25 protein-coding genes and 5 pseudogenes are annotated in these 25,669 nt (G+C 63.3%); 22 read left to right on the forward strand and 8 right to left on the reverse strand.

Going from position 1 to position 25,669, the window contains the following annotated elements; translation table 11 throughout:
- The first annotated feature begins 42 nt into the window (after positions 1-42).
- Positions 43-2,772, forward strand: coding sequence for a phosphoenolpyruvate carboxylase (gene ppc, locus WAF18_RS01985; protein ID WP_337243622.1), 2,730 nt, complete (start codon positions 43-45; stop codon positions 2,770-2,772).
- Positions 2,773-3,034: 262 nt separating this feature from the next.
- On the opposite strand, the gene WAF18_RS01990 is transcribed toward ppc, so the two are convergent.
- Complete coding sequence (locus tag WAF18_RS01990) at positions 3,035-3,430, reverse strand: nucleotidyltransferase domain-containing protein (RefSeq protein ID WP_337243623.1); 396 nt, start codon at positions 3,428-3,430, stop codon at positions 3,035-3,037.
- 442 nt (positions 3,431-3,872) lie between these two features.
- Between WAF18_RS01990 and frmR the strand changes: the two genes are divergently transcribed.
- The 4 genes from frmR to fghA are packed head-to-tail and all read left to right on the forward strand — an operon-like array spanning position 3,873 to position 6,510.
- The gene (gene frmR / locus WAF18_RS01995; protein ID WP_183424976.1) at positions 3,873-4,145 is read left to right on the forward strand and encodes a formaldehyde-responsive transcriptional repressor FrmR; all 273 of its coding nucleotides are present in this window, start codon (positions 3,873-3,875) and stop codon (positions 4,143-4,145) included.
- Between the two features lie 49 nt (positions 4,146-4,194).
- Positions 4,195-5,304, forward strand: coding sequence for an S-(hydroxymethyl)glutathione dehydrogenase/class III alcohol dehydrogenase (locus WAF18_RS02000; RefSeq protein WP_337243624.1), 1,110 nt, complete (start codon positions 4,195-4,197; stop codon positions 5,302-5,304).
- A gap of 8 nt (positions 5,305-5,312) precedes the next feature.
- Positions 5,313-5,657: a YqcC family protein gene (locus tag WAF18_RS02005; RefSeq protein WP_337243625.1), complete on the forward strand. Its 345-nt coding sequence runs from the start codon at positions 5,313-5,315 to the stop codon at positions 5,655-5,657.
- A gap of 22 nt (positions 5,658-5,679) precedes the next feature.
- Positions 5,680-6,510, forward strand: coding sequence for an S-formylglutathione hydrolase (gene fghA, locus WAF18_RS02010; protein ID WP_337243626.1), 831 nt, complete (start codon positions 5,680-5,682; stop codon positions 6,508-6,510).
- A 222-nt stretch (positions 6,511-6,732) separates the two neighbouring features.
- Here fghA and WAF18_RS02015 read toward each other — a convergent pair whose 3' ends face one another.
- Both WAF18_RS02015 and WAF18_RS02020 read right to left on the reverse strand, forming a co-directional pair.
- Positions 6,733-7,218 carry a hypothetical protein gene (locus WAF18_RS02015; RefSeq protein ID WP_337243627.1) on the reverse strand — a complete coding sequence of 162 codons (486 nt, stop codon included), beginning with the start codon at positions 7,216-7,218 and terminating at the stop codon, positions 6,733-6,735.
- Between the two features lie 48 nt (positions 7,219-7,266).
- Positions 7,267-7,998, reverse strand: coding sequence for a double zinc ribbon domain-containing protein (locus WAF18_RS02020; RefSeq protein WP_337243628.1), 732 nt, complete (start codon positions 7,996-7,998; stop codon positions 7,267-7,269).
- Positions 7,999-8,047: 49 nt separating this feature from the next.
- Between WAF18_RS02020 and WAF18_RS02025 the strand changes: the two are divergent.
- Positions 8,048-8,371, forward strand: a pseudogene (locus WAF18_RS02025) (hypothetical protein); the annotation flags it as partial.
- Positions 8,372-8,423: 52 nt separating this feature from the next.
- On the opposite strand, the pseudogene WAF18_RS02030 reads toward WAF18_RS02025, so the two are convergent.
- Both WAF18_RS02030 and WAF18_RS02035 read right to left on the reverse strand, forming a co-directional pair.
- A pseudogene (locus WAF18_RS02030) lies at positions 8,424-8,498 on the reverse strand (ComF family protein); the annotation flags it as partial.
- A gap of 359 nt (positions 8,499-8,857) precedes the next feature.
- A pseudogene (locus WAF18_RS02035) lies at positions 8,858-9,191 on the reverse strand (transposase); the annotation flags it as partial.
- 41 nt (positions 9,192-9,232) lie between these two features.
- Between WAF18_RS02035 and WAF18_RS02040 the strand changes: the two are divergent.
- Positions 9,233-9,547: a DUF1153 domain-containing protein gene (locus tag WAF18_RS02040; RefSeq protein WP_100323322.1), complete on the forward strand. Its 315-nt coding sequence runs from the start codon at positions 9,233-9,235 to the stop codon at positions 9,545-9,547.
- The gene (locus WAF18_RS02045; protein WP_337243629.1) at positions 9,547-10,365 is read left to right on the forward strand and encodes an IS3 family transposase; all 819 of its coding nucleotides are present in this window, start codon (positions 9,547-9,549) and stop codon (positions 10,363-10,365) included. The genes WAF18_RS02040 and WAF18_RS02045 overlap by 1 nt, the downstream gene beginning before the upstream one ends.
- Before the next feature lie 29 nt (positions 10,366-10,394).
- Here WAF18_RS02045 and WAF18_RS02050 read toward each other — a convergent pair.
- Both WAF18_RS02050 and WAF18_RS02055 read right to left on the reverse strand, forming a co-directional pair.
- Positions 10,395-11,191: pseudogene (locus WAF18_RS02050) on the reverse strand (transposase); the annotation flags it as partial.
- Between the two features lie 739 nt (positions 11,192-11,930).
- Positions 11,931-12,389, reverse strand: a complete 459-nt coding sequence (locus tag WAF18_RS02055) for a hypothetical protein (protein WP_337243630.1) — start codon at positions 12,387-12,389, stop codon at positions 11,931-11,933.
- An 809-nt stretch (positions 12,390-13,198) separates the two neighbouring features.
- Here WAF18_RS02055 and WAF18_RS02060 point away from each other — a divergent pair.
- From WAF18_RS02060 to WAF18_RS02125, 14 genes and pseudogenes are all read left to right on the forward strand, one after another.
- Positions 13,199-13,900 (forward strand): YIP1 family protein, encoded by a 702-nt coding sequence (locus WAF18_RS02060; RefSeq protein WP_337243631.1) that lies wholly within the window; start codon positions 13,199-13,201, stop codon positions 13,898-13,900.
- The gene (locus tag WAF18_RS02065; protein WP_337243632.1) at positions 13,897-15,114 is read left to right on the forward strand and encodes an efflux RND transporter periplasmic adaptor subunit; all 1,218 of its coding nucleotides are present in this window, start codon (positions 13,897-13,899) and stop codon (positions 15,112-15,114) included. The genes WAF18_RS02060 and WAF18_RS02065 overlap by 4 nt, the downstream gene beginning before the upstream one ends.
- Positions 15,114-15,809, forward strand: a complete 696-nt coding sequence (locus WAF18_RS02070) for an ABC transporter ATP-binding protein (protein WP_337243633.1) — start codon at positions 15,114-15,116, stop codon at positions 15,807-15,809. Before WAF18_RS02065 ends, WAF18_RS02070 begins: the two co-directional genes overlap by 1 nt.
- Positions 15,802-17,031, forward strand: a complete 1,230-nt coding sequence (locus tag WAF18_RS02075; RefSeq protein WP_337243634.1) for an ABC transporter permease — start codon at positions 15,802-15,804, stop codon at positions 17,029-17,031. The genes WAF18_RS02070 and WAF18_RS02075 overlap by 8 nt, the downstream gene beginning before the upstream one ends.
- Before the next feature lie 124 nt (positions 17,032-17,155).
- Positions 17,156-17,296, forward strand: a complete 141-nt coding sequence (locus WAF18_RS02080; RefSeq protein ID WP_337243635.1) for a hypothetical protein — start codon at positions 17,156-17,158, stop codon at positions 17,294-17,296.
- A 59-nt stretch (positions 17,297-17,355) separates the two neighbouring features.
- On the forward strand, positions 17,356-18,273 hold the full coding sequence (locus WAF18_RS02085; protein ID WP_337243636.1) for a HEAT repeat domain-containing protein: 918 nt from the start codon (positions 17,356-17,358) through the stop codon (positions 18,271-18,273).
- Positions 18,274-18,284: 11 nt separating this feature from the next.
- Positions 18,285-19,094 (forward strand): hypothetical protein, encoded by an 810-nt coding sequence (locus WAF18_RS02090; RefSeq protein WP_337243637.1) that lies wholly within the window; start codon positions 18,285-18,287, stop codon positions 19,092-19,094.
- Positions 19,095-19,130: 36 nt separating this feature from the next.
- A complete protein-coding gene (locus WAF18_RS02095) occupies positions 19,131-20,009 on the forward strand; it encodes an ABC transporter ATP-binding protein (RefSeq protein WP_337243638.1) in 879 nt (292 codons plus the stop codon).
- A complete protein-coding gene (locus WAF18_RS02100; RefSeq protein WP_337243639.1) occupies positions 20,006-20,770 on the forward strand; it encodes a hypothetical protein in 765 nt (254 codons plus the stop codon). Before WAF18_RS02095 ends, WAF18_RS02100 begins: the two co-directional genes overlap by 4 nt.
- Before the next feature lie 704 nt (positions 20,771-21,474).
- On the forward strand, positions 21,475-21,606 hold the full coding sequence (locus tag WAF18_RS02105) for a hypothetical protein (RefSeq protein ID WP_337243640.1): 132 nt from the start codon (positions 21,475-21,477) through the stop codon (positions 21,604-21,606).
- A gap of 96 nt (positions 21,607-21,702) precedes the next feature.
- Positions 21,703-22,491 (forward strand): HEAT repeat domain-containing protein, encoded by a 789-nt coding sequence (locus WAF18_RS02110; protein WP_337243641.1) that lies wholly within the window; start codon positions 21,703-21,705, stop codon positions 22,489-22,491.
- Positions 22,491-23,237, forward strand: a complete 747-nt coding sequence (locus tag WAF18_RS02115; protein WP_337243642.1) for a hypothetical protein — start codon at positions 22,491-22,493, stop codon at positions 23,235-23,237. Before WAF18_RS02110 ends, WAF18_RS02115 begins: the two co-directional genes overlap by 1 nt.
- Positions 23,238-23,252: 15 nt before the next feature.
- Entirely contained in the window at positions 23,253-23,663 is a 411-nt protein-coding gene (locus WAF18_RS02120; RefSeq protein WP_337243643.1) for a hypothetical protein, read from the forward strand.
- Positions 23,664-23,960: 297 nt separating this feature from the next.
- A pseudogene (locus WAF18_RS02125) lies at positions 23,961-24,086 on the forward strand (transposase); the annotation flags it as partial.
- 42 nt (positions 24,087-24,128) lie between these two features.
- On the opposite strand, the gene WAF18_RS02130 reads toward WAF18_RS02125, so the two are convergent.
- Positions 24,129-25,218 (reverse strand): IS3 family transposase gene (locus WAF18_RS02130; RefSeq protein WP_337243644.1). Its coding sequence is split into 2 segments (ribosomal slippage): positions 24,129-24,966 and positions 24,965-25,218, totalling 1,092 coding nucleotides; the frame shifts between segments, so codons are not numbered across the junction.
- Between the last annotated feature and the right edge of the window lie 451 nt (positions 25,219-25,669).

Below are 25,669 nucleotides of genomic sequence, written 5' to 3' on the forward strand. Positions count from 1 at the left end.
GTCCGTCACCCGACACGGCCTCGGCTTGTGTAAGTTGTCGGGATGACGCCAGACGCCTCCCAAGATCCCGCCCCGCCGCTGCGCGACGTCGAGTTCGCGCGTACCGATACCCTGCTGCGTGACGATGTCCGCCGACTCGGCGCGATGGTCGGCGACATGCTCGCCGAGCAAGCCTCGCCAGCGCTGCTCGAGCGCGTCGAAGCGCTGCGGCGCGCGGCGATCGCGCGGCGCGAATCCGGTACCCCGGTCGATGCGCTGGCCGAGGGCCTGTCGCAGGTCGGCACCGACGAGGCCGAGGCGCTGGTGCGTGCATTCGCCGCCTACTTTGGCGCGGTCAATCTCGCCGAGCGCGTGCACCGCATCCGTCGACGCCGGGACTACCAGCGCGCCAGCGACGCGCCGCAGCCCGGTGGACTGGAAGCGGTAGTGCGCACGCTGCACGACGACGGCGTGAGCCTCGACGACTTGCAGGCGTGTCTGGCGCGATTGCATGTCGAACCGGTGTTCACCGCGCACCCGACCGAGGCGGTGCGCCGGGTGTTGCTGGAAAAAGAGCGCACGATCGTCGAGCGGCTGATCGCCGACATCGACCGCGAACGCACACCGACCGAGCGCCGGGCTGACGATGCCCGGATCGGACAGGCGCTCGCCTCGGCCTGGCAGACCTCCGAATCGCCGGCGCGCAAGCCCACCGTCGCCGACGAGGTCGACCACGTCGGCTTCTATCTGTCGAACGTGCTCTACCGTGTGCTGCCCGTGTTCTACGAAGCGCTCGGTGATGCGATCGAACGCGTCTACGGCACGCGGCCGACGTTGCCGCAGGTGCTGCGCTTCGGCACCTGGGTCGGCGGCGACATGGACGGCAATCCCAACGTCAACGCCGACACCATGCGCGCCGCGCTCGGCGCCCAGCGCAGCCTGGCGCTGGCGCAGTACCGCCGCGACCTGCGCGGGCTGGGCCACGTGCTGACCCAGACCCTGGGCCGGGCGACGATCGACGAGGCGGTGCTGGCGCGGGTCGACGACTACCGGCGGCGGCTGCCCGACGCCGAGGCGGTGCTCAACCCGCGGCACGCCGACATGCCTTACCGGCGGCTGCTCGACCTGATCGACGCGCGCCTGGCGGCGACCGCGGCCGAGCATCGCGCCGGCTATCCCGACGCCGCTGCGTTCATCGACGACCTGGCGTTGATCGACGCCAGTCTGCGCGCGCACCGCGGCGAGCACGCCGGGCGCTTCGCGCTCGAACGGTTGCTGTGGCGGGCGCGCACGTTCGGCTTCCATCTTGCTGCGCTCGATCTGCGCCAGGATTCGGCGGTCCACGACGAGGTGCTCGGCCGGATCGACGGCGGCGACTGGGCGGCGCGCGATGTCGCCACGCGCGTCGAACGCCTGCACGCGATGCTCGACGCGCCGCCGCGTGCACCCGCTGGCGACGACGGCGATGTCGTCGCCTCGACCCTCGGCGTGTTCCGGGCCGTGGTCGACCTGCGTCGCAGCCATGGCGAAGCCGCGACCGGCCTGTACATCATCTCGATGGCGCGCAGCGCCGCCGACGCGCTGGCGGTGCTGGCGCTGGCGCGCATTGCCGGCTGCGTCGAGGACGGCAACGTACCGCTCGATGTCGCTCCGTTGTTCGAGACGGTCGACGACCTGGAGGCGGCGCCGGCGGTCATGCGCGCGCTGTTCGACGATCCCCGCTATCGGGCGCACCTGGCCACGCGCGGTGACCGTCAGACCGTGATGCTCGGCTACTCGGACAGCGCCAAGGATGGTGGCCTGCTGGCCTCGCGCTGGGCGCTGCAGCGCACCCAGGTCGAACTGACCGCGCTGGCCCAGGCGGCCGGGGTGCGCATCGCGTTCTTCCACGGCCGCGGCGGCTCGGTCAGCCGCGGCGGCGGCAAGACCGGCCGCGCGATCCAGGCCGCGCCGCGCGGCTCGGTCGATGGCGTGCTGCGCGTGACCGAGCAGGGCGAGGTGATCCACCGCAAGTACGGCATCCGCGCGCTGGCGTTGCGCAACCTCGAACAGACCGCCGCCGCGGTGCTGCAGGCCACGCTGCGGCCGCGCCCGGCCGACCCGCGCGAGGACACTTGGCGGGACCTGGCCGGCGAGCTCGCCGGCGTCTCGCGCGCGCATTACCGCGCGCTCGTGCATGAACGCGCGGACTTCCCCGATTACTTCCGCGCCGCCACACCGATCGATGTCATCGAGCGGCTGCAGATCGGCTCGCGGCCCTCCCGTCGGCGCGAAGGCGGCATCGCCAACCTGCGCGCGATTCCCTGGGTGTTCGCCTGGGCGCAGAACCGCTCCGGCCTGACCGGCTGGTACGGCCTGGGCACCGCGCTCGCGCACGGCATCGAGCGCCACGGACGCGAGGCGATGGCCGAGATGGCGCGCGACTGGCCGTTCTTCCGCGCCGCACTCGACGATGTCGAGATGCTGCTGGCCAAGAGCGACATCGACATCTTCGAGCGCTATTCGCAGCTGGCCGGCGACGCCCATGCCGCGTTCTTCCCCGAGATCGCGGCCGAGTTCCGCCGCGTCCGCGATGCGATCCTGCTGCTCAAGGGACAGGACGCGCTGCTGGCCGACGACTACCGCCTGCAGCTGTCGATCCGTCTGCGCAACCCCTACGTCGATCCGATCAGCCTGCTGCAGGTCGAACTGTTGCGCCGCTGGCGCGCCGCCGACCGCGAGGACGACGACCTGCTGCGCGCGCTGATCTCGACCGTCAACGGCATCGCGGCGGGCATCCAGAACACCGGCTGAGCCGCGCGGTTTCGGTGCACGCAATCCAACTCGCCGCTGCGAGTAGGGCGAAGACATCGCGTGCGCATCTGAGGGATGCCCATGCGTTCGCGCCGGACCACGTGCTGGCCCATGTCCAGCGCCGCCTCGCAGGCGCGCTGGATGTTCAGGATCGCGGCATCTTGGCGCGTGTGGTCGTCACTGAACGTCGCTGGATTGTGGCGCGTACTTCGCGCGCCCTGCGGATGCAGCGCTCGATCGTCGCGCCTTGTTCAACAGCACGTCATCGGCCATGAATGCGTCCCTCCCTGCGGATGTCCGACAGCAGTCCGGCGCGCGCGCGATCCAGCTCCAGTTTCTCGCCCAGCACGGCGCATTCGAACAGGCCCGCACGAACATCCGAAGCCCACCACCGTTCGCCGCGGGTCAGCACCTGGTGCTGCATGACCGTCGACGCACGTCGCAGGTCCAACAGATCCACATCGCAACCGGCCGCCTCGGCCAGATCGCCCGCCAACTGCCACAAGGCCACCGGCTCGGCATAGCCCTCGACCAGAACGGCGAGATCCAGATCGCTGTGCGACTCAGCCTGCCCGGTGATTCGGCTACCGAAGGCATAGATGCCGAGCAGACCCGGCACGCGACGTCGAAGCGTTTCGATGATCGATTGCTTGTCCATGCTGTCGTACGGGGAGCGGGTCGCCAGTGTAAACAAGCCGGTCCACAAGGGGAGGCGCGGTGCTGGCGCCTCCGGACCATAGTCTGGGCCCGTGTCACTGCACATTGCCGGAGCGGCCGTCGCGAGGGTCATGACCTGGAAGCTGCGGATCAAAGGCGGTGCGGCCCATCGGTGCGCGGCACGAGGAGGGCTGTTGTCATCGCAGTGTGCGTACTGGGGCGAGGCCACGCCATCGGGACCAAGAAGCGCGTGTCACCAACGGTCCTGTTGGATTGCGGCTCTACAGCCACTCGGCCGTGCGCATGCGTTTGCCTTCAGGCGACGATGCCGGCGCACTGCTGCGGCACCCACCAGGATGGACGCAGCGTGCACGCCAGGCGATTTGCGCGAACGCGGTGCCTTCGCGATATACTCCACCCCAGTACCGACTCGCAGGTTGGCCATGCCGCATTCGCCCGAGGAAAAGAAGCGTGTGCTTGCCCGTGTGCGTCGCATGCGCGGCCAGCTCGACGCGCTCGAGCGCGCGCTCGAAGCCGGGGCCGATTGCGCGCCGGTGCTCCAGCAGCTCGCCGCGATCCGCGGTGCGGTCAACGGCCTGATGGCCGGCGTGCTCGAAAGTCACCTGCGCGAGGAACTCGCCGGGGCCAGCAGTGCCGATCGGCGGCAGGCCTCGATCGACGACGCCATCGCGCTGGTCCGGTCCTACCTGCGCTGAGCGGCCCGCCGCCCGCGCGTTCCTTGTCCTGTTCCCTGGAGTCATCGCCATGAAATCCCGTGCTGCCGTCGCCTTCGCCCCCGGGCAACCGCTGAAGATCGTCGAGATCGACGTCGCGCCGCCCAAGGCCGGCGAGGTGCTGGTGAAGATCACCCACACCGGCGTCTGCCACACCGATGCGTTCACGCTGTCGGGCGACGATCCGGAAGGGCTGTTTCCCGCCGTGCTCGGCCACGAGGGCGCCGGCATCGTCGTCGAGGTGGGCGAGGGCGTGACCTCGGTCAAGCCGGGCGATCACGTGATTCCGCTCTACACCGCCGAATGCGGCGAGTGCCTGTTCTGCAAGTCGGGCAAGACCAACCTGTGCGTCGCCGTGCGCGCCACCCAGGGCAAGGGCGTGATGCCCGACGGCACCACGCGCTTTTCGTACAACGGCGAGCCGATCTATCACTACATGGGCTGCTCGACCTTCAGCGAGTACACCGTCGTCGCCGAGGTCTCGCTGGCGAAGATCAATCCCGACGCCAACCCCGAGCACGTCTGCCTGCTCGGCTGCGGCGTGACCACCGGCATCGGCGCGGTGCACAACACCGCCAAGGTGCAGGCAGGCGACAGCGTGGCGGTGTTCGGTCTGGGCGGCATCGGCCTGGCGGTGATCCAGGGCGCGCGTCAGGCCAAGGCCGGGCGCATCATTGCCGTGGACACCAACCCGTCGAAGTTCGAGCTGGCGCGCGAGTTCGGTGCCACTGACTGCGTGAATCCGAAGGACTTCGAGCAGCCGATCCAGCAGGTGATCGTCGAGATGACCGGCTGGGGCGTGGACCATTCGTTCGAGTGCATCGGCAACGTCAATGTGATGCGCGCCGCGCTCGAGTGCGCCCACCGCGGCTGGGGCCAGAGCGTGATCATCGGCGTCGCCGGCGCCGGCCAGGAGATCAGCACGCGGCCGTTCCAGCTGGTCACCGGGCGCAAGTGGCTCGGCACCGCGTTCGGTGGCGTCAAGGGCCGTTCGCAGTTGCCGGGCATGGTCGAGGACGCGATGAAGGGCGAGATCGAACTGGCGCCGTTCGTCACCCACACGATGGGCCTGGATGCGATCAACGACGCCTTCGACCTGATGCACGAAGGCAAGTCGATCCGCTCGGTCGTCCATTACTGAGCCGCAGCGTGGGCTGGTTCGACGCCCTGCGCCGGCCGCGTGCGGTTGATCCGCGCGCGGCCCTGGTCGATCCGATCGAACAGGCGCTGCGCGCGTTGGGCTGGGTCGAGGGCGAGGTGGGGGCGCCGCGCGCGGTGGATTCGCCGTTCGGCATTGACGAGATATCGTTCGAGCACTGGTTGGCGCAGGTGTTCCTGCCACGCCTGCACGAGGCTCGCGCCGATGGCCAATGGCCAACGCGCAGTGACGTGGCGGTGGCCGCCTATCGCAATCTCGACGGCCAGCCTGACGCACAACCGTTGCTGCGCCTTCTCTCGCAGCTGGATGCACTGATCAATACACGGGCCGGCTAAGGCCGGCATGCAGGAGCGCCTCATGCAACGCATCGAACATCGCGCCAGCTTCGGCGGCTGGCAGGACGTCTACGAACACGCCTCGGACACGCTCGGCTGCACGATGCGGTTCGCGGTCTATCTGCCGCCGCAGGCCGAGCACGGCCCGCTGCCGGTGCTGTACTGGCTCAGCGGCCTGACCTGCAACGAGCAGAACTTCATCACCAAGGCCGGTGCGCAGCGCTATGCCGCCGAGCATGGCGTCATGCTCGTCGCGCCCGACACCAGCCCGCGCGGCGAGGGCGTGGCCGATGCCGAGGGCTACGACCTCGGCCAGGGCGCCGGCTTCTATGTCGACGCCACGCAGGCGCCGTGGTCGGCGCACTACCGCATGCACGACTACATCGCGCGCGAACTGCCCGCGCTGATCGAAGCCCAGTTCCCGACCACCGATGCGCGCGCGATCAGCGGACATTCGATGGGCGGCCACGGCGCGCTGGTGATCGCGCTCAAGCACCCCGGGCGCTACCGCAGCGTGTCGGCGTTCTCGCCGATCGTCGCGCCCAGCCAGGTGCCGTGGGGCGAGAAGGCGTTCTCGGCGTATCTCGGCGACGACCGCGCCGCCTGGCAGGTCTGGGATGCGAGCGCACTGGTGGCCACCGCGAATGAGCGGCTGCCGTTGCTGATCGACCAGGGCGATGCCGACGAGTTCCTCGATGGCCAGCTGCGCCCGCAGCTGTTGCAGGCCGCGTGCGAGGCTGCCGGCCATCCGCTCGAGCTGCGCATGCAGCCCGGCTACGACCACAGCTACTACTTCATCGCCAGTTTCATCGGCGACCACATCGCCCACCACGCTCGCGCGCTGCGCGGCTGATGCCGTAGCGTTGGGGGCTGCGCGCGAGTTGCCCCCACCCCAGCCCTCCCCCGCAAGCGGGGGAGGGAGCGGACGCCCGAGCATCACGCCAGCCAGTGGGGGGAGCGGACGCCCAAACATCACGCAGCGCGTTCCAGTCCGCCGCGCCCAATCGAGCGTTCCCCCAAACGCGCGCGCATTGCTCCCTCCCCCGCGTGCGGGGGAGGGCTGGGGTGGGGGCGGCTACCGGTCGTCGCTGACCACCAGCGAGCGGCGCAGGCGTTCGGCGTCCTCGAGGGTGGCGGTCGCCACCTGGAAGCGGTCGGAGAACGGGCCGGCGATGGTCGCGGCGAGCAGCAGCCGGTCGTTTGCGACCAGGCCCAGCGTCCGCCCCACCTGACCGTCGGTCACGGCCTCGATCCGTTTGGCGCCGGGCGCGGCGAGCGCGAACACGACCGCGGGGTGGCCGCCGACGATCTCGGCGCGGATCGAGCGGATCTCGGCGCCGGGGATCGTGTCGACGTGACGCAGATGGCGCGTGCGGCCGTCGTCGGTGGTCCAGGTGCGGACGTCGCTGCCCGACGACGCATCGCGTGCGGGTTCCAGGTGCAGTTCGATGTCGACATAGCGCTCGGACACGGCGGGCTCGTCAGGCGTCTGGCTGCAGCCGGGCAGCGCAACGAATGCGGACAGAGCGAGCAGGACTGACAGCAGGCGTGATCGGGTCATGGGCAGCGCGAGGTCGGCAGGGTCGAGCGTCCATGCTACCCGCCGCACTCACGGCACCCGCGCGCAGACCCAGGCATCGACGCGCGCGATGCCGAGGCGGCGCAAGGCGAGCGCCGCCGCATGCAGCGTCGCGCCGGTGGTCATGACGTCGTCGACCAGCGCGACGTGCGCAGGCAAAGCGCCACGTGCGGTCGCCACGAAAGCGTCGCGGACATTGCGACGCCGTGCCGGTGCATCGAGCCGGGACTGCGGCGCGGTCGCACGCTGCCGACGCAGCAGGTCGGCGCGCAGCGGCAGCGCGAGCGCACGTGACAGCGGACGCGCCAGCTCAAGCGCCTGGTCGTAGCCGCGTGTGCGCAGCCGCGCCGGGTGCAGCGGCACCGGCACCAGCGCGTCGGGCCGCGGCCGCGAGGCCAAGGCCCGCGCCATGGACGCCGACAGCAGCGCACCGGCGGCGAGGTCGCGGTGGAACTTCAGCCGCGGCAGCAGGCGGTCGACCGGAAAGCCGTAGACGAATGCCGCGTAGGTCGCGTCGAGCGGCGGCGGGCGGTGCAGGCAGCCCCCGCATAGCGCGTCGCCGGCCGCCAGTGGGACTGCGCAGCGCGCGCAGGCCGGGCCGCTCCACGGCAGCGCCGCGGCGCAGGCCGCGCACAGTGCTCGGCCATCGTCGCCGCGTTCCTCGCACACCAGACAGCGCGCCGCGAACAGGCGTCGCAGCCAGCGATGGGCACGGCGCTCGTCAACCGGCGGGCCGGGCGTCTGGTTGACAGCCTGTGTCATGCTTTCCAGACTGCCGGCCCTGTCCCGCCGCGACCGTCAGAAAACCACCATGTCCGTTGTCAGCCACGCCCGCGATATCGCCGGCCAGCCCCCCCTGCGTCACGACTGGAGCCGTTCGGAGGTCGAAGCGCTGTTCGCGCTGCCGCTGACCGAGCTGCTGTTCCGCGCCGCGCAAGTGCATCGTGAGCACGTCGATCCGGCCGAGGTCCAGGTCAGTACGCTGCTGTCGGTCAAGACCGGCGGCTGCCCGGAAGACTGCGCCTACTGCCCGCAGGCCCAGCGCTATCACACTGGGGTCGACGCGACCAAGTTGATGGCGACCGAGGCGGTGCTCGAGAAGGCGCGTCGAGCGGCGGCGGGCGGCGCAGGCAGGCGCCGCATAGCGGGTCGCCGGCCGGCAACGGGACCGCGCAGCGCGCGCAGGCCGGGCCGGCCCACGGCAGCGCCCCCGCGCAGGCCGGGCACAGCGCGCGGCCGTCGTCGCCGCGTTCCCCGCACACCAGGCAACGCGCCGCGAACTGTAGGTTAACTCAACGTCTGGGAGCGCTCGCTCATGCGGATCAGCGATTTAGCGTCGGTCGATCCAATGCCTTGGGAGCGACAACACCCAAAAGCGTGGGATTTCCCGAAGAAGAGACCCCAAAGATTGGGATCTTCCTAAACGGAGTTGCTTGAAGCCGACCACCGCAGGTGTGAATTCCAGCGAATGACGCGATTCTCCAGAGATTGGGAAGACTGGCGCACAGAACTTCCCCCTACTTGTCGGCCGTCTCACCACCGAGAGCCCCGGTACCACTTTCTACCAGCGCTGGGATTGGACTTCCGGTGCATAGCAGCGATCGATCCGTAAGCTCCCCTGTCAAGCAGACACTTCAAAAGTAGAACTTCGGGCGAGTTGATTGCGGTACTCGGCGGGCGTCAGTCCGCCGAGGGCGTTGTGGGATCGTACTTCGTTGTAGTCGATCATCCACCAGGCGGTGGATTCGCTTACGTCGTCGAGACGGACGAAGAGATTGAGGTCAAGCACTTCCTCGCGGAATGTGCGATTGAAGCGCTCAATGAGGGCGTTCTGATTCGGCTTGCCGGGCTGGATGTACTACAGCGCTACGCCGTTCGCCTTGAGCCAGTTGGTGAGCGCCTCGCCCAGGAACTCGGGACCATTGCCCGAGCGCACGACCTGCTGTAATGACCCAGTGATTTCCTGCTCAGGTGCTACCTTTTGACGGAGAGCACTATGAGTCAAGTGATGGAAGAAGAGATCAAGCGTTGGACGGCCCGGCGGAAGTCGGCGCTGGTGCTGGAGATCATTCAGGGCAAGACGACGGTGGCCGAGGCCAGCCGGCAGTTCGACCTGACCCCGTCGGAGGTCGAGAGCTGGGTTGACGACGGCAAGCGCGGCATGGAGAACGCCCTGCGGGCCAAGCCCGAGGACGTCCGCGAGCAGTACGAGCGGCAGCTCAAGGACCTGCAGGAAGCCTACGGCGAAGCCATGCTGGAGCTGCGCGCACGAAAAAAATTGGCGTCCCTGTTGGGCAAGGACGAGACCTGATGGTCTCGATCCAGCAGGGACTGCGGGCCGATGGTTTCGAGGTCTCGATGGTGAAGCTGTGCCGATGGTTTGGCGTGGCGCGGCGCACGGTGTATTACCGGCCGACCAAGGCACCGCCAAAGGTCCAGCCTGAGCTGGCGGAGCCGATCAAGGCGCTGATCGAGGCCGAGCCGTCGTTCGGCTACCGGACGGTGGCGGGCCTCCTGGACATGAACAAGAACACGGTGCAACGGATCTTCCAGCTCATGGGCTGGCAGGTCCGCAAGCGGGCCGTGGGCGCCCGTCCGCGGATCCAGGCGCTGCCGTCGGTGGCGAAGACCCCGGACGAACGTTGGGCGACGGACCTGTGCCGGCTCTGGGGCGGCCGTGATGGCTGGCTGACCCTGGCACTGGTGATCGACTGCCATACCCGGCAGCTGCTGGGTTGGCAGCTCTCGCGCAGCGGCAAGGCCAGCACCGCGGCCGCGGCACTGGAGCAGGCGCTGATCGCCCGGTTCGGGACCTTGGGAAGGGTGCAGGCACCGTTCCTGCTGCGCTCGGACAATGGTCTGGTGTTCACCAGTCGCGACTACACGCGGCTGGTGCGTAGCTACGGCCTACGGCAGGAGTTCATCACCCCGCACTGCCCGCAGCAGAACGGGATGATCGAGCGGGTGATCCGCACCTTGAAGGAGCAGTGCGCGCATCGCCACCGCTTCGAAAGCCAGCAACACGCCAGTCGTGTGATTGGCGACTGGATCCAGTTCTACAACCACCGACGCCCACACCAGGCGCTGGGCATGAAGACACCCGCCGAAGCCTATGCTTTAGCGGCCTGACCTGAGCAAAAACCGCTGGGTCATTACACTGCGGCAAACCATGATCGCGTTTGATCTTCTCGAACACACGCACCAGCCGTTGCGAGTTGATCGACGTGTCCACTTCGATCTGCAGGGCTTCTCGGCTGAAGTCGTCCACGACGTTGAACGTGCGAAAACTGTCTGCCGCAGGCGAGCGCGTCGCTCATGAAATCGACCGACCAGACTGTGTCTGGCAGCGTGGGCACATAGAGCGGCACCCGTTCGCGCTTGGGCAGGCGCCGCTTGGCGGCACGGCGCAGATTGAGCTTCATGGCCTTGTACACGCGATAGATCCGTTTGGGATTCCAGTCCGGTCGCTGCTTGCGAAGGTCGTCGCAGCTTTTCCAGAAGCCGCGGCTGGGATGCGCCTCTACGAACTGCGCCAGCGCGGCGATCAACTCGGCATCGCGCACCGTCCAATCCTTCGGCGGCGCATACCACGCCGTTCGCGACAGGCCGACGCATGCACAGGACCGGCGCAGCGGCCGCGCGTGGACCTCGAAGAGGAACCGCGCGGCCTCGCGCTTGCGCGCCGGCCCTAGAGTTATTCTGCGATCAGGTCCTTAATCGCTGCGTTGTCGAGCGCCAGCTCGGCATACATTCGTTTGAGCTTGGCGTTCTCGGATTCGAGCTCCTTGACCCGCCGAAGTTCGGAAGCCTCCAGGCCGCCATACTTGCTCTTCCACTGGTAGTACGTAGCGGTGCTGATGCCGACCTGGCGACAGATGTCTTTGACCGGCACGCCGGCGTCGGCCTGCTTGAGCGTCGCGGTGATCTGCATCTCGGTAAACTTCGATGTGCGCATGGAACCTCCTGGCTGGGAAACGATGCCAGAAAGATCTACTTATGCGGTGTCTGGGGATTGGGGGGCTTACGCGTGAGCCTGCGATTCCCTTGATCAAGACAGGGTTTCCTGTGGCGCCGCCAGAGTCAGGACCTATGTGGCCTCCTTGTACTTCGTGAGCGCCTGCCAGGCAGCAGGTCCCGTGCGGCATCTCGCTTTAGGACCGTTCCATAAGGGCGCGAGTTTTCACCGCCTTCTTCATGCTCGCGACCTTGTCTTGGCAGTTCGGCACGAAGTTCGCGGAGATTTCAGCATTGGTCGCGCTCTGTGTGCTCCTTGCCTCGTTCTGTCCGCCAGCGGATCGGGGTGAGGTGCTCGCAGCATTCGCCTGGAGCCGCAGGCCGAGACTTAGAGCGCGCGCCAGGCTCAGGCGAATCAATCGCTCGCGAGATCAGGCGCCGTATTGGGAAGTTGCGTGTGATCAGCAGCGGTGATTTCCTACGTGGCACTGCGACTTTGGCCTAGCAGAAGCCGTCAGGGTGGCGTGCATTCTCGAATCACAGCACACGCGCGCGCCGCTTCGACATGCATCGCTCCGATGTCGCTGCGATCGCCGGTTTACGCCCAGCGCATGGTGCTGTGCTTAGTGCAACGCTCCGTCGTTATCAGATGACTCAAGCGCTTGCATGAGGCGCGTGGACTCGCGGGAGTGCCAGCATAGAAGCGAATGCTGGATCGCGATTCAGCTGCAGGCGATGCGCTACTGCCCTTCGGATGCCAAGAAGATCTCCCAGGCGGCATACAGGATAAAGACTAGTTTGTGCGCGACCGTCGACAAGATGGCGGTTCTGCGGGAGCGCTTGCGAATGATCATGTAGCTCATGTTCAGTACGAAGCAGATCCAGCTCGAAACGAGGATAGAGAACCAGCCTTCGGGCCCGTGGAAGATGGGTCCGTAGGCGACTACTCCGAGTAAAGCACCTACTGCCGCGTGTTTGAAGAATCGTGCGCCAAATTCAGTGAAAGCCACCGTCCAGACGAATGCTTCGAGCACATAGACGGACACCCCTACCACCAAGAATAGCCATAGCGGCGCGCCTCCGATCTCGATCGATGCGTGCTTGATCTGGTCTGGTTCAAGGGTCGAAATCGATGCAAGGCCGCCCGTCAGCGTCAGTGCCGTGAGACAGATGATCAACCATGTCGGAATCTTGTGCATGCGGTGACTACTTGTAGCCCGTGAACATCATTGGTCAAGTGCCGGCGGATTGTTCACTCGTCGCGCAGACGAATGAAGTGGGTGCCCTAGCAGTCCCGCGCTCCGCATGTTCTAAGCTGCAGGCGCCAGTTCGCAGCGCGCCGTCCGCCCACCGCTCCGACACGCCGCGCCCTATATGACGCCTGCAAGCCAGAGCTTCAGTCGACCGAAATTCTGGGAGTGCCCGCATGCCCATGAGGTCGCTTGCAGGTCCGGGCGTTCGCACTCGAGAGGTCAGGATTTTCTGACTCTAATTTCATCTTTAGGCGCGTTGACGCGACAGAGCAAACTAGTTAGGCTCGATCCGTACACAGGAAATTGTGCTGCTTCCAAGCATCAGGTCAGGAGTCGTCAATTGAAGTGCGCACCGTCTGAAACAGCCGCCGATCTTGCCGGGCGTGATCAGAAAGGCCCGCGCGTTTGCCTCTTTAGTCGTGTGGTTCCACCGCGTTAACTGACTTATCGATTGCACGCACCGAGTGTCGCGCTGAACTACGGAGCGCATCATAGAAATGCATGAGCGCGGGAAGCTGATTCAAGGGGAAGCGCTGGGTCTTCGTGGGAGGCGCGCTCTGAAATGGGGAATGCTGCCGTCTCGGACGGAGTAGGGGATCTGGAGTAAGGGTTAACCGATCAAGGCGGCTCGGGCGCGCGAACTCGGCGCCCTCTCGGTTTGCGCGCGGCATAGCGCGCACAAGCGCGGCGTTAGCACTTCGAGCGCAGGGTGAGATCAAGTTTGCATCAACTCGGGACATTTGGAGAGGCCATAGATGGCAATTGGCGCAGTGAGAGTTCTCGGCGACGTAATCGTTGCTCCGCAACAGGCGTGGGACCAGGTGAGTCAGCGGGGACGGTGGGTGTGGCCTCTCGCGCTGCTAGCAGTTGCCACCGTCGTTGCCTGGTCTGCGTATTACAGCCGCGTCGACATTGTGTGGTTGCAGGACTACTTGCTCGCTGGCTCCGGCGACCTTCAGGGCCGGGAACTGAAATTGGCTCGCGATCTGATGGGCCCGGGCCTGCTTGCGCTCGTGACGATAATCTCTTCGCTCGTGGTCAGCGCAGTCTTCATGCTCATCACGGCGGGCTACCTCTCCTTGGTCGCGCGTATGCAGCGTGTGGAGCGCTCAGGTCCCTCCTGGATTGTATTCGCCGCGTGGCTCGCAGTGCCCGAAGCAGTTGCGCTGCTGCTGACGGCAGTTCGCCTTGCCCTTGGATCCAACCCGCAAGTGCTGCCAGAGGCGGCCAATCCAGTCGCGCTTTCGCAGCTCTTGGGCTTGGCCGGCGATAGCCCGTGGCTGTCGCTTGCCGGCGCGGTGGGCCTGCAGACACTCTGGATGATTGCGCTATGCATCATCGGCGTCTCGCGCTGGATGAAGATCAGCGCGGTGCGCGCCGCGCTCATCGTCACGGTCCCTGTACTGATGTTCTATGGCACGTGGGCGCTCATCATTCTTGCTGGTCAGGCTGCATGAATCGTCGCTTTGTGATTGCAGGTGTGGCTTTGACAATTGCGGTAGGCAGTCTGGCGCTAGCGTTCAATAGCAGCGGCACTGCGCCGCAAGTCGAGCTAGAGGTTGTTGAGAAGCGCGCGCTACGCGCGACTGTCCTCGGCTCGGGCACATTCGACTTCCAGGACACCGCTGCGCTTTCGCCCGAGGTCATTGGCCGCGTGCGAGAGGTCATGGTGAAGGAAGGTGAGGCGGTCCAGCGAGGGCAGCTTGTGATGGTGCTGGATCAAGAAACGCAGAAGGCAGAAGTAGAACAGCGTGAGTCGCTCGTTCGACAGAAGGAAGTCGATATCGAGCTCCAGACGGCGCTTCTCACGCTTCGCCAGCAGCAGGCCAGGCGAAGCACGGAGCTAGTGGCCAGTCGCTTGATCGATGTCGCCAGTCACGAGCAGGTGCAGCATGAAGCTGAGCTCGCACGCCTGCAGCTGGCAGCAAGCCGGGAGGAACTCCGCCAGTCTCGAGCAGCGCTCGCGCAGGGGCGCGAGAGTTTGTCCAAGACGGACATCCGAGCACCGATTACGGGCGTTGTTACTGCGATCGCTTTGAAGGTCGGCGAAACTGCCGTTCCCAGCTCCACTGGCATTGCTGGTTCAAGTCTGATGACCATCGCCGACGTCTCCACGATGACCGCCACGATCAAAGTCGACGAGATGGACGTAGCGAGGGTGAAGACGGGACAAATGGCAAAGGTATTCGCGGGATCAGCGGCCGAAGCGCCTATCGAAGGAAGGGTCGAACGCATCGCGCTCGCCCCGCCGCGCAGCGGCATGGAGAGCGGCAGCACTGAGCGCAGCTATGAAGTTGAGATCGCGCTTGAAGAGGGCGACCACGCATCCCTGCGCACGGGCATGAGCTGCCGCGCCGAGATCTTTGTCGACGAGGGGCGTGAACCAGTTGCGGTGCCGGTGCAGGCTGTGATGACTGAGACGATCGAAGAAGCTGACCTCCCGTCACGTGGCGACAAGCAGGCCAGGCGCAGACAGTATGTGCTGGTTGAGATTGGAGGCGCAGTACTCCGTCGCTATGTGGAGTCGGGCATGTCCGACGACACCTATGTCGAGATCGTGTCTGGGATCGCGCTGGGTGATCGGATTGTCGTCGGCCCGGCCAAGGTGATGCGCCACCTTCGGGACAACCAGGCGGTGGATGCGGTTCTGGCCGGACCCGGGCTGCCTTGATGGAAGCGATGCTCCAGGTCAGATCGCTGCACAAGCGCTACGCCATGGCGGATGAGGAACTGCACGTGCTGCGCGGTATCGATATGCAGATCCTAGGGAACGAGTATGTGGCCATCACAGGCCCCTCGGGCTCGGGCAAGTCAACGCTGATGAACATTCTCGGCTGCCTGGATCGGCCTACGGAAGGGCAGTACTTGCTGGGCGAGCAGGACGTCTCGGGCATGGACGAGCCCACGCTGGCTGCCGTGCGAAACCAACGCATCGGTTTCATCTTCCAAAGCTTCAACCTGATGCCCCGAGAGTCGGCGTTAAAGAACGTTGCGCATCCGCTGCGCTACCGCGCAATGAGTCGGAGCGAACGGCAAACGCGCGCAATGGCTGCGCTGAGCCGCGTGGGCTTGTCAGAGCGTGCCGACCACTTGCCAAACCAACTCTCGGGCGGTCAGCGTCAGCGCGTGGCCATCGCGCGGGCGCTGTGCGGTGAGCCGTCCATCCTGTTAGCTGATGAGCCGACCGGAAACCTCGACTCCGCCACAACGAAAGACATTCTGAGTCTGTTCGATTCGCTTTGGCGCGAGGGCAGCACCATCGTGATGATCACCCACGAGCCTGATGTGGCTGCACGCTGTCGACGCGTGATCCGGATCGAAGACGGCCGCATCAGCTCGGACACACAGAACGCCGTGCATGGCTGAGTTCCTACTGACCATGGAGGCGGCATTTGGGAGTATTCGCGCGCATGCACTGCGGAGTCTCCTGACGGCTCTGGGCATCGTCATTGGTGTCGCTTCTGTCATTGCCGTGGTGTCAATCTTCCAGGGCATGTCTGCATCAATCGGCGAGCAGTTCGCAGGCCTTGGCGCGAACAATCTCAGCGTGCGGGCTGAAACTTCGTTCGAAGACCAGCTGCAGGGACGGCGTAGCCGCATTGCAATCAGTGATTACCAACGTCTTCAAGACAGCGTCCAGCATCTGGCAGAGCTATCGCCGACCTTCGACGTCATGGGCGACCATGGCGGCACCGTCAGCGCAGGGCGGGTAGAGGCTTTCACCCGGGTCATTGCGAGCTCGCCCTCCTATCAGCACTCGCGGCAGATCTATCCAAAGATTGGACGGTTCATCACCGAGGCAGACACGCAGTCGCGCCGCCGAGTCTGTGTGCTGGGTGAAACGCTTCGAGAGAACTTGAACCTGCCAGAGAACCCGCTCGGACAGTACATCCGCATCGGCTCGGAGTGGTGCAAGGTCGTCGGCATCATGGAGGAGCGGGGTGAAGTATTTGGCTTTAGCCAGGACGACTTCGTGTTGATGCCGTTCGCAACCGGTCTTGCCATGGTTCGCGATGCGGCGCAGATCGACCTGCGCATAGATCTTCAGGTCCGCGATCGGAACAACCTGGAATTCCTGAAAGAGCGCGTCGAACGGGTGCTGCGTCAGTCTCGGCGGCTCGATGCAGCTGCGCCCGATGACTTCAAGGTGGAGACCGCAGACCAACTCGGAGACTCACTCAAGTCGGTCATCAATCTGGTAACGACCGTCTTTGTGGGGATTGTCGGGATTTCGCTGCTGGTGAGCGGCATCGGCATCATGAACATCATGCTGGTCTCGGTTACCGAGCGGACCCGTGAGATTGGAATCTGCAAGGCGCTGGGCGCGACGTCGCGCTCGATCATGCTGCAGTTTCTGAGTGAGGCGGTTTTGCTGAGCGCGATCGGAGGGTTGATTGGCGTCGCAATCGGTTATGCCGGCGGCGCCTTGGCATCGTCGTTGATACCCAGTCTGCCTGCTGCCGTTGTGCCTTGGTGGGCGGTGGTCATCTCAGTGGTGTTCTCCGGAATGGTGGGCGTGATCTTCGGGCTCCTTCCGGCTGCAAAAGCAGCGAGGCTCGATCCCATCGATGCGCTGCGCTACGAATAAGTGTCTCGTCTTCGTGTGCCTGGTCAGGAAGGCCAGGGTCACGCTGGTTTCGCGCGCAATGGAGTGCGCGCTCGTTGGAAAGGAGGCCAAAACCCATGCAATTCACTAATCTAAGGAATGAACCATGAAGAACGGAAACCTCGAAGCCCTGATCTCGGATCTGGAAATGCCGGTGGGCCTAAGCTGTGATGGTGGAAACATCGGTGGCTGGCGCTGTGCCGCCATCAAGGGCGCGGTGAAGCTGGTTACCGAGCTTCTCAAGTAAGTCAAAGGCCGCCCGCCGTCGGGCGGGCGGCCTTTTCACTTGGTGATCAGGGACGACTTATGACTACTCTCGAATTGCCGACGGCGGGGCCTGAGCGCCGGACGGTTGCTGGCCTAGACATCGGCACGCGTGCCGACGGCCTTACGAACATCCTGGCTGTGCTCGATTCTCGCTCGACCTTTGTTGACGACTACACGCCGCTGCTCCGGGCAGCCGCAAGCGCCGGTGAATTCCGAGGTCTCGCGGAGGTGCTACTGGAATGCATCGACGACGAGTCGCTGGTTGGAAAAGCTGCCTACCAAACCGAGGACCAAATCGAGATTTGCCGCGACGAGGCGAAGACGATCCTGTTGGTCAAGGTGCCCGAGATGGATCTTCAGCAAGGCGTCGCGATGGCGCCCGGGGGGCATCAATTTGTCCGGTCGCAACTCGACCTGCTGCCGAACGACGCCAGCTTCGTGTTCCTCGGTGATGGTGCGATGGAACTGCGAATGCTGCAGGTGGAGCCGCAGTCCTGTGGAGAGCGCTTAGAAGACCGCGGCGTCTTCAGCTTTTCGGGTGGCGACGTGATGACAGTGCGCCGGGGGCAGGGCGTCTTCGATACGATTTCAGTGAAGGGCACGGTGTGGCTGCTGCAGCTGGTGATCAACGAGCATTCGGATCTGGTGTATCACTATGATCGCCAGTCGCTCTCGCGCACCGGCGTGTCATCGGCGAACTTTCATGCCAGCCGCATGGAGTTCGTCATGGATATCCTGAGGCAGTTCCCGGTAGAAGGCTCGTTGGAAGAGCTGGAGAACATCTACGACTCGAGCCGGTTTTATTTCGTCCGCTGGAAGGCTGTGCAGACGCTCTTGAAAATGGACCTCCAGCGCGGCGCAGACGTGCTCATACGCGCCAGCTCGGACGATCACCCTCAGGTTCGCGTTGCCGCGGAGCGCACGATCCAGAATCTTCGCCGGCACGGGCATATTTAAGGAGCGCGCACATGGCATTCTCATGGGATCTCGATACCGAAGAGTCGATCACGATCGACGATCTGATCGCCTTTCTTGACGCTCAGGGCGAGCGCGTTCTAGCAGAAGACCTTGATGGCGCAGCGTTGATGCTGCGTAAGCTCTACAACAACCGCACGTTCCTGTCCGAAACATTGCTTCGGCAGATTGCGAACCCTGCGGCGTTCAACGCCATGAATCCCTATACGCCTCAGGTGTTCATGCTTCACCGCACGGAGCATTACTTCCTTCGCGCCGCGGTCTGGACGCCGCCGGCAGGACGCAAGGGCGAGGAGATCTTTTTTTATGAAGATCCTCATGATCACAACTTCTCGCTGCTGACACTTGGCTATGAGGGGCCTGGCTACGAGACCGTTCTATTTGAGTACGATCACGAGAAAGTTGTGGGCGACGTTGGGGAAGCGGTCGACGTGCGTTTCTTGGAGCGCACGCGTCTCGCGCGCGGCCGAGTGATGTTTTACCGTGACAGCAAGGATATCCACGTACAGTTCCCGTCGGAAGACTTTTCGATCTCCATCAATGTCATCGTGCCGAACATGAAGATGAACCGGCAGTACTCCTTTGACATGGACCTGTCGCCGGATAACACCCATGCGGTCATTCGTGAGAACCTGATGTTTCACACCCCAACCGTCATTAGCCGCTTGGCACATGACATGGGTGTGCCGGGCGTCTCTGCCACGCTTCAAGCCTATGTCGCGGCCAAGGGCGACCCGAACGCGCGGCGTATCGCCAACGAGTTCATCCGCGAGCTGGAGGCCAAGTCGCTAGAGGCTGCATAATGTCGATTGGCATGTGTTCCCGCGTGGGGTTGCGGCATGGATGAAGCCGTCTGGGTCGATGACCTGCATAAGGATTTTCCAGGCCACCCGAGGGCACTGTCCGGCGTCTCGCTGTCGGTGCTTCTAGGGCAGTCGGTTGCGATCGTGGGTCCGAATGGATCTGGCAAGTCCACGCTGTTCAAGACCATCGTGGGGCTGGTTGAGCCCACGGCCGGGCAGGTCCGCCTTCTAGGTCGGCCCCTGGTGGGTGCAGGGCGAGAGGGCTTGGATCGGACCGGGCTCTTGCTTGAGGGGAGGGCCAATCTTTACGAGCGGCTGAGCATCCAGGAGAACTGCGACTACGCATGCCGCGTGCGGGGCAAGCGGGTCGACCGACGCTTCGTGCAGACCTTGGCAGATCAACTTGGCTTGACTGCGCTCGGGCGGCCCGTGCGCCGGCTTTCCACTGGTAATCGCCAACGCGCCGCTCTGCTTTGCGCACTGGCGCCGCGTCCTGATCTGATCATGTTGGATGAGCCGACGCTCGGACTGGATGTCGAGAGCATCCAGGCGCTTCAAGGTCTGCTGAGGGACGAGCAGGGGCGCGGCGCGAGCGTAATTACCATATCCCATGATGCGGGCTTTGTCGCTGCGACGGCCGAGCGCGTTGTCGGCATGGAAGCTGGACGCTGGGCGTTTGAGCGCAGCGGCACTACTGCCCGAACTGCGGTGGAGAGATTTCGGCTTACGGTGGAGGCCGCACACCCCTTGCCCGAGTCCGTCATCGCGGAAATGGCGCGCGAAAATACGTTTGCCGGGCAACTCAATCAGCTCCAGTTGCTGTCGCGGATCTACCCGGATCTGCGGCATGCGACGATTGCGCCGGTAGAGCTCGAAGTGTCGCCGGTGAGCAGAGAAGCCGAGGTCGTGTCGTGAGACTTCTGCGTTTGTGCCATGCTGAGGCCGTTCTCCATCTGCATCGTCAACGCCGCTACGCATTCGAATTTGTTGCGAGCTCGCTGATCCTTCTAGCCGCATTTGCAGGGCTCGCCTATGGCCTCGGCTGGCTTCCAGATGCGGATTTCCTTCCAGGTCAGTCTTCGCTTGCGCTGGGGTTTGTGCTTTGGAGCTTCGCGAGCGCGGCTTACAGCGGCATCGCGGGTGAGACGGCGGATGAAATCCGCGGCCGTACACTTGAGCGGCTCTGCACGGTAGGGCAGCCATTGCACGTGCTCCTGATCGTGCGCTGCAGCCTTCAGGTCGCTGGCGCACTTCTTGGGACACTCGTGCTTCTGCATGTGGCGTTCTGGATCGTGGGGCGTTCGGTCGAAGTGCCCGTTGGGCCGCTCATTGTGATCTTGCTGCTCGCGGCGCCCTCGCTGGTTGGTCTCGGACTTTTCATGAGCGGGCTGAGCGTGCTGTTCAAGCAAGCAGAGTCCGTCAACGCACTGATGCTGATCGGCGTTATCGCGCTGGTCAGTCTCCCCGCTTACCCGGGTAACGTGCTTGCACTTCTACCTTTCAGCCACGCCGCAGCGTGGATCATTGCCGAGCAGGGCAGTTTGAGCCTGGCGGGGCAATTGCCTCGTCTGTTGTTCGTGGCGGGCAACTCTTCGCTTTACATCACTATCGGTCTCGCGATGTTTGGTGTCTGCCATCGCGCGGCCCGGCGACGGGGCACGTTGGGGCATAGCTGAGATCGCGCAACGACTCATCTCGAGTCGTAGTGGCCGCTCACGAGCCTCGGGCGATGTCCACACCCGACCAAGTGGAGCACCCACTTTGATCTCCTGCACGTAGCATGCTGCTTCCAAGCTTGCGCGAAGCGCTGGAAACAAGGCCGCTCGATAGCCGACGGGCGCGGTGTTGATCGCCGCGCAGTACACAGTTCTGGCGCTCAGGCGAAGAGGAGGCGCCATAGAATCTTCAAGCCAACTCTGAATCGTCCGATCCATGAACGCATCGAGCGCAGCGCAGCGTCCAGGAACTGGTGAAGCCTTGGCGGCTGCATAGATATCCCGAAGAGGGCGTAGCTCGATTGCGGCGGAGGATGCGGGAACCCAAGGCCGTCAGGAGAGTCTAGGGGCTGGAGGCGCCGAAGCCGCAAGACCAAGCGGGCGCGTCCGTAGGCCCTTTGAACGTGCTCTCTGAAAGCCTTCTTATGTGGCCGATCTACGTGTCGGCACAGGGCATTGTGGCGTGTAAGAAAACCCTGAGTGATCGAAGCTCACATCGATAAATGTTTGAACGCAAGGGGTAAATCGCATTCGAAGATGTCTAGATCGATGTCCTGAGGAGGGCAGAGGAGTGTTGACAGATTAAGCGGCGCGCCGCTATATGTAGGTCGCTGAGATCGTTCTCGGCTGCGGCAACCTTCCAATCTTGAATAATGGAGTATTCGATGAAAATGGCGCTTCCCGCTCTTGCGGTGACTGTTGTTCCGGCTGGTATGGTAGATCCGATGGTCGCCGCCCCGATCTTGGTCGCGATCGTGGCGATTGAGCTTCTGATTTACTCCCAAGAAGTCTACTAATCGCACTGGTTGCGAGGCCGCGCAGTAAGCCTGCGCGGTTTTTTTCTATGCAAGGACGCGCCTGTGATCACTAACCTAGAAGCGCTCAAAACACAGATGGACGATGTCGCCGAGTGTGGAGGCAGCATTAAAGCGCTGACATCGGCCTTCTTAAGAATGCTTGAAAGCGGTGAAAGTGAAGTTCAGTTCAACGAATTCTTCGCACGAAACCATGGGGGTCGTGGCTTCCTGAGTCTACTGTCTGGGCGCAATTTCGCGATGCATGAGAACGATCGATTCATGCTTGCATTCGGCGTGGAGCGTGAGCCCAGAAAACTTCTGGGTGAGATATCAAGCATCTCGCAAAGCATGATCTTCGGCCTTCTCACACCGGTCGAGTTCACAATTCAGATGTACAGAAAGTGTGTCGGAGACTTGGGGCACTTCGACATGACGGACCAAGTTGAACTCGTGAAGGTCGAGACGCTCAGCAGACACGACGTAGCGTTCTTCGACGCTGAATCGATTTTCGTGAATATTGCGTTTGACAGGAAATATGTCTCGCTCAATCTGAGCGAAAAGGTAGCCACAAGGTCAATAACGGAAAGGTACGATGCTGTCAGTGGTCGAGCAAAATATGCGTCTGCTGCGAACTCGGACCTCACCCGAATTGAATACGCGTGTGAAGTGCTCAAGGAGCTCGGAAATAGCGAGTCTGTGCTGCCTCTGCGAAAGCTCTGCGCCCATCCTGCGCATTTCGTGAGATGGAAGGCAGTCGAGGCGCTGATCAATGTGGACTATGGCGCGGGTGTGGACGTTATACGAGAGATGCAAACTGACGCGCATCCGCACATTCGAGTTGCGGCGAGTCAAGCGCTCAGGTCTCTTATCGTTGAGGTGGCCTGATGTCCAAGATCAATGCGGTCGCTAAGCAGTCTGTGTCCTTGGCTGATTTCTGCGAGTTTGTGGAGGCCAATCCTGAGCGCCTGCAGGCGATATCAGAGTGGCCAGAGCTTTGGGCGAAGTTCTACGCGCTCTATCTCAATCGAAATCTTCTGACGGATTTCTTCAATGAAGGTCTACTGGATACGTCGAAATTTCAATTCGGAAATAACTACTCTGGCCAGTCTTTCCTCATCGTCAAGAAGCCTGGATACTACATTCGAGCTAACGTCTGGCCTCCGGCGGTGTATCGGGGCGAGGCGGTGGCGGAGGAACAGTTCAACCGATTTTACGTATACGGCGATCGCTACGCGCACGATCACAACTTCGACTTCTTGACGATTGGCTATTATGGCCCAGGCTATGTCACGGACCTCTACACCTACGACCATCGATCCGTTCGAGGCGATGTTGGCGAAGCGGTTGATCTCCTATCGGAAGGGCGGCATGTGCTGAGCGAGGGCAGCATGCTGCTGTTTGAGAAAAGCAAGGACGTGCATGTCCAGTTCCCACCCGATCAGCTCACAATCTCCCTGAACTTCATTCCCGACCTGATTCCGACGCGTCGACAGGTGATGTTCGATGTCGAGAAAAAGCGGGTCGTGAAGACTGAGTTCCCAAGCAGCCGCCGCGTGCATATGGATGTGCTGGTGGATCTTCTTGGTAGCAAAGAAACAAAATCTGTCTACAAGAACATTGTCGCCGATTGAGACTGAGGGAAAGCAATGGTCTTGTTCTGTGCCAGCATCGCGTTTACTGCATACGCCGTGTTGTTCGGCCTCGCCTTCGCCAGGTTCCAGTCTGTTGGTAGACGCATGAGCGCTGGCATGTTCGTCCTTTACATGGGGGCCATTGCCTTGATGTTTCCCAGCGTTTCGCTACTCATTCATGTGCTCTTTTCCGAAATTTTTGGCGAAGGAGTGGTCGTCAGTTTTGGCTATAAGCCGCTGGTTCTGCTTCCGTTCCTGCTGTTCTTGCTCTACAGGCATCGCCTGCGGCTCGATCGGGAAGCGCAGCCTACGGCTGCGGCCGCAGCGGGGGCAGTTCGCGGCAAGAACTATTCTGCGGTAACGCCGGAGCACTTCGACATGCACGATGAAGCCGCCACTGGCTCCGCCGGGGACGGCGTGCGTTGAGCAGAATGACAGTAGGGGGGGCTTCTTGTCGCTCGACGCGTCGCCCCTGTCGCGAGCAAGATTCGAGGCGACGTATGGTTTCTTGGCGTTCGATGGCGACATGGGAACATGAAGCAGCTCACGGCTCTGTCGAGATCAGCGATCTCTATAAGCGGTCGCTGCCCCCGTCTCTGCGCGGCGATGCCCGCAATTGAGCCCGCGTAATGCCACACATCTGATTGACCTCCCCCCCTGTAATTCGGACCAGCCAGAAGTAGAGGAGTCGGCGACACTCCGCGCCAAGGAGGGCCCGTCGCCATGAAGAAGTCGAAGTTCACCGAAGAGCAGATCGCGTTCGCCCTGAAGCAGCCCGAGACCGGTACGACTGTAGAAGAGATCTGCCGCAAGAAGGGCATCAGCCAGGCTACGTTCTACGCGTGGCGACATCCCCCCGCTTTCAGTAGCGGGACTGTTTGGAGTCCGGCTTTATCGTAGCGGTTTCACCGCCAGCTGTTGCGCATAGGCGGCAGGCGTTAGCCCGCCAAGCGATCTCTTCGGTCGTTCTTCGTTGTATTCCCAGCGCCAGCGTTCGATCTCGGTTCGCGCGTGCAGCAGTGTCGGAAACCAGTGCTCGTTGAGGCACTCGTCGCGCAGGCGCCCGTTGAACGATTCGACGTAAGCGTTCTGGTTCGGTTTACCCGGCTGGATCAGGCGCAACGCCACGCCACGTTCGTGCGCCCAGGCCACCATGGCCTTACCGCAGAATTCCTTGCCGTTGTCGGTCCGGATCACCTTCGGCAGACCACGGCTGAGTGACAGGCGGTCCAGTACGCGGCTGACGCCGTGGCCCGAGATCGCAAGCTCGACTTCGATTGCCACGGCCTCGTGACTTGCGTCATCCACGATTACCAGGCACTTGATGACACGACCGTCGGCCGTGCGATCGAAGATGAAATCCATCGACCACACATCGTTGGCCGCAGCCGGACGGATCAGCGGTTGCCGCTCAACCACTGGTACCTTCTTGCGCTTGCGACGTCGCACCTGCAGCTTGGCCTGCTGATACAGCCGCTTCACCCGCTTGTAGTTCACAACGTGGCCGCCTTGCCGCAGCTTGAGATAGATCATCCCAACCCCGTAGCGCTTGTGCCGATGCGCCAAGGCCTGGATCTGCAACCGCAGTTCGACATTGCGATCCGGGCGGGGTACGTCGCGCAGCGCGCTCGCACTCATGCCGACCACGCGCAGAGCGCGCCGCTCGCTGAGTCCTTTGCCTGCCATATAGCGCACCTGCTCGCGTCGGGCCGGTGCGCTCACCATTTTTTCGCAGCACGTCCTTGATCACTTCGTTCTCAAGGACCTGCTCGGCCAGCAGCTTCTTCAAGCGCGCGTTCTCGGTCTCCAGTTCCTTCAGCCGTTTGGCCTCCGACACGTTCATGCCGCCGAACTTGCTGCGCCACAGGTAGTACGACGCCTCGCTGAAGCCGTGTCGACGGCATAACTCTTTGACCGGCAGCCCGGCCTCGGCCTCACGCAGGAAGCCGATGATCTGTTCTTCGCTGAAACGCTTCTTCACGTCCAATCTCCTGCTCGTTAGGGATTGGACTCCAAAGCAGCCTGCTACTCAATCGCGGGGGGACGTCGGGTGTCGGATTAAAGCTTGCGTAGATCGCCGATCAGAACATGGGAAGAAGTCCGATACCGAGAGCTTGCCTGCTTCGACATGCTGCCATCACAGCGCGTGCGCGCGCCGCGGCTCTACACCTTCCCCAGGATGTCGCCGCTCCGCCGGTCTACGCCCAGCGCACGTTGCTGTCCTGTCCTCGCACTGCTCACCAAGTTGAGAGAGATGGATTAGCCGTCAGTCAAGAACCTATCTCAATGGAACTGTTTTTAGCGCTAACGACATGAAAGGCTGTGCGTAGATCTCCCGCTCAGCCTCCGTGCTACGGAAAGATTGGAGTAGGATGGGTCACCTGATACCTCCGATCCCATGGCCACTTGGCTGCTACGCCTCGTCGTCAGGG

The sequence above is a fragment of the Luteimonas sp. gir genome (assembly GCF_037198055.1).
Lineage (GTDB): Bacteria > Pseudomonadota > Gammaproteobacteria > Xanthomonadales > Xanthomonadaceae > Luteimonas > Luteimonas citri_A.

Coding starts and splice junctions, on each gene's coding strand:
- ppc (WP_337243622.1), top strand. CDS start 43: ATGACGCCAGACGCCTCCCAAGATCCCGCCCCGCCGCTGCGCGACGTC.
- WAF18_RS01990 (WP_337243623.1), bottom strand. CDS start 3,430: ATGGACAAGCAATCGATCATCGAAACGCTTCGACGTCGCGTGCCGGGT.
- frmR (WP_183424976.1), top strand. CDS start 3,873: ATGCCGCATTCGCCCGAGGAAAAGAAGCGTGTGCTTGCCCGTGTGCGT.
- WAF18_RS02000 (WP_337243624.1), top strand. CDS start 4,195: ATGAAATCCCGTGCTGCCGTCGCCTTCGCCCCCGGGCAACCGCTGAAG.
- fghA (WP_337243626.1), top strand. CDS start 5,680: ATGCAACGCATCGAACATCGCGCCAGCTTCGGCGGCTGGCAGGACGTC.
- WAF18_RS02015 (WP_337243627.1), bottom strand. CDS start 7,218: ATGACCCGATCACGCCTGCTGTCAGTCCTGCTCGCTCTGTCCGCATTC.
- WAF18_RS02020 (WP_337243628.1), bottom strand. CDS start 7,998: ATGACACAGGCTGTCAACCAGACGCCCGGCCCGCCGGTTGACGAGCGC.
- WAF18_RS02040 (WP_100323322.1), top strand. CDS start 9,233: ATGAGTCAAGTGATGGAAGAAGAGATCAAGCGTTGGACGGCCCGGCGG.
- WAF18_RS02045 (WP_337243629.1), top strand. CDS start 9,547: ATGGTCTCGATCCAGCAGGGACTGCGGGCCGATGGTTTCGAGGTCTCG.
- WAF18_RS02055 (WP_337243630.1), bottom strand. CDS start 12,389: ATGCACAAGATTCCGACATGGTTGATCATCTGTCTCACGGCACTGACG.
- WAF18_RS02060 (WP_337243631.1), top strand. CDS start 13,199: ATGGCAATTGGCGCAGTGAGAGTTCTCGGCGACGTAATCGTTGCTCCG.
- WAF18_RS02065 (WP_337243632.1), top strand. CDS start 13,897: ATGAATCGTCGCTTTGTGATTGCAGGTGTGGCTTTGACAATTGCGGTA.
- WAF18_RS02070 (WP_337243633.1), top strand. CDS start 15,114: ATGGAAGCGATGCTCCAGGTCAGATCGCTGCACAAGCGCTACGCCATG.
- WAF18_RS02075 (WP_337243634.1), top strand. CDS start 15,802: ATGGCTGAGTTCCTACTGACCATGGAGGCGGCATTTGGGAGTATTCGC.
- WAF18_RS02080 (WP_337243635.1), top strand. CDS start 17,156: ATGAAGAACGGAAACCTCGAAGCCCTGATCTCGGATCTGGAAATGCCG.
- WAF18_RS02085 (WP_337243636.1), top strand. CDS start 17,356: ATGACTACTCTCGAATTGCCGACGGCGGGGCCTGAGCGCCGGACGGTT.
- WAF18_RS02090 (WP_337243637.1), top strand. CDS start 18,285: ATGGCATTCTCATGGGATCTCGATACCGAAGAGTCGATCACGATCGAC.
- WAF18_RS02095 (WP_337243638.1), top strand. CDS start 19,131: ATGGATGAAGCCGTCTGGGTCGATGACCTGCATAAGGATTTTCCAGGC.
- WAF18_RS02105 (WP_337243640.1), top strand. CDS start 21,475: ATGAAAATGGCGCTTCCCGCTCTTGCGGTGACTGTTGTTCCGGCTGGT.
- WAF18_RS02110 (WP_337243641.1), top strand. CDS start 21,703: ATGGACGATGTCGCCGAGTGTGGAGGCAGCATTAAAGCGCTGACATCG.
- WAF18_RS02115 (WP_337243642.1), top strand. CDS start 22,491: ATGTCCAAGATCAATGCGGTCGCTAAGCAGTCTGTGTCCTTGGCTGAT.
- WAF18_RS02120 (WP_337243643.1), top strand. CDS start 23,253: ATGGTCTTGTTCTGTGCCAGCATCGCGTTTACTGCATACGCCGTGTTG.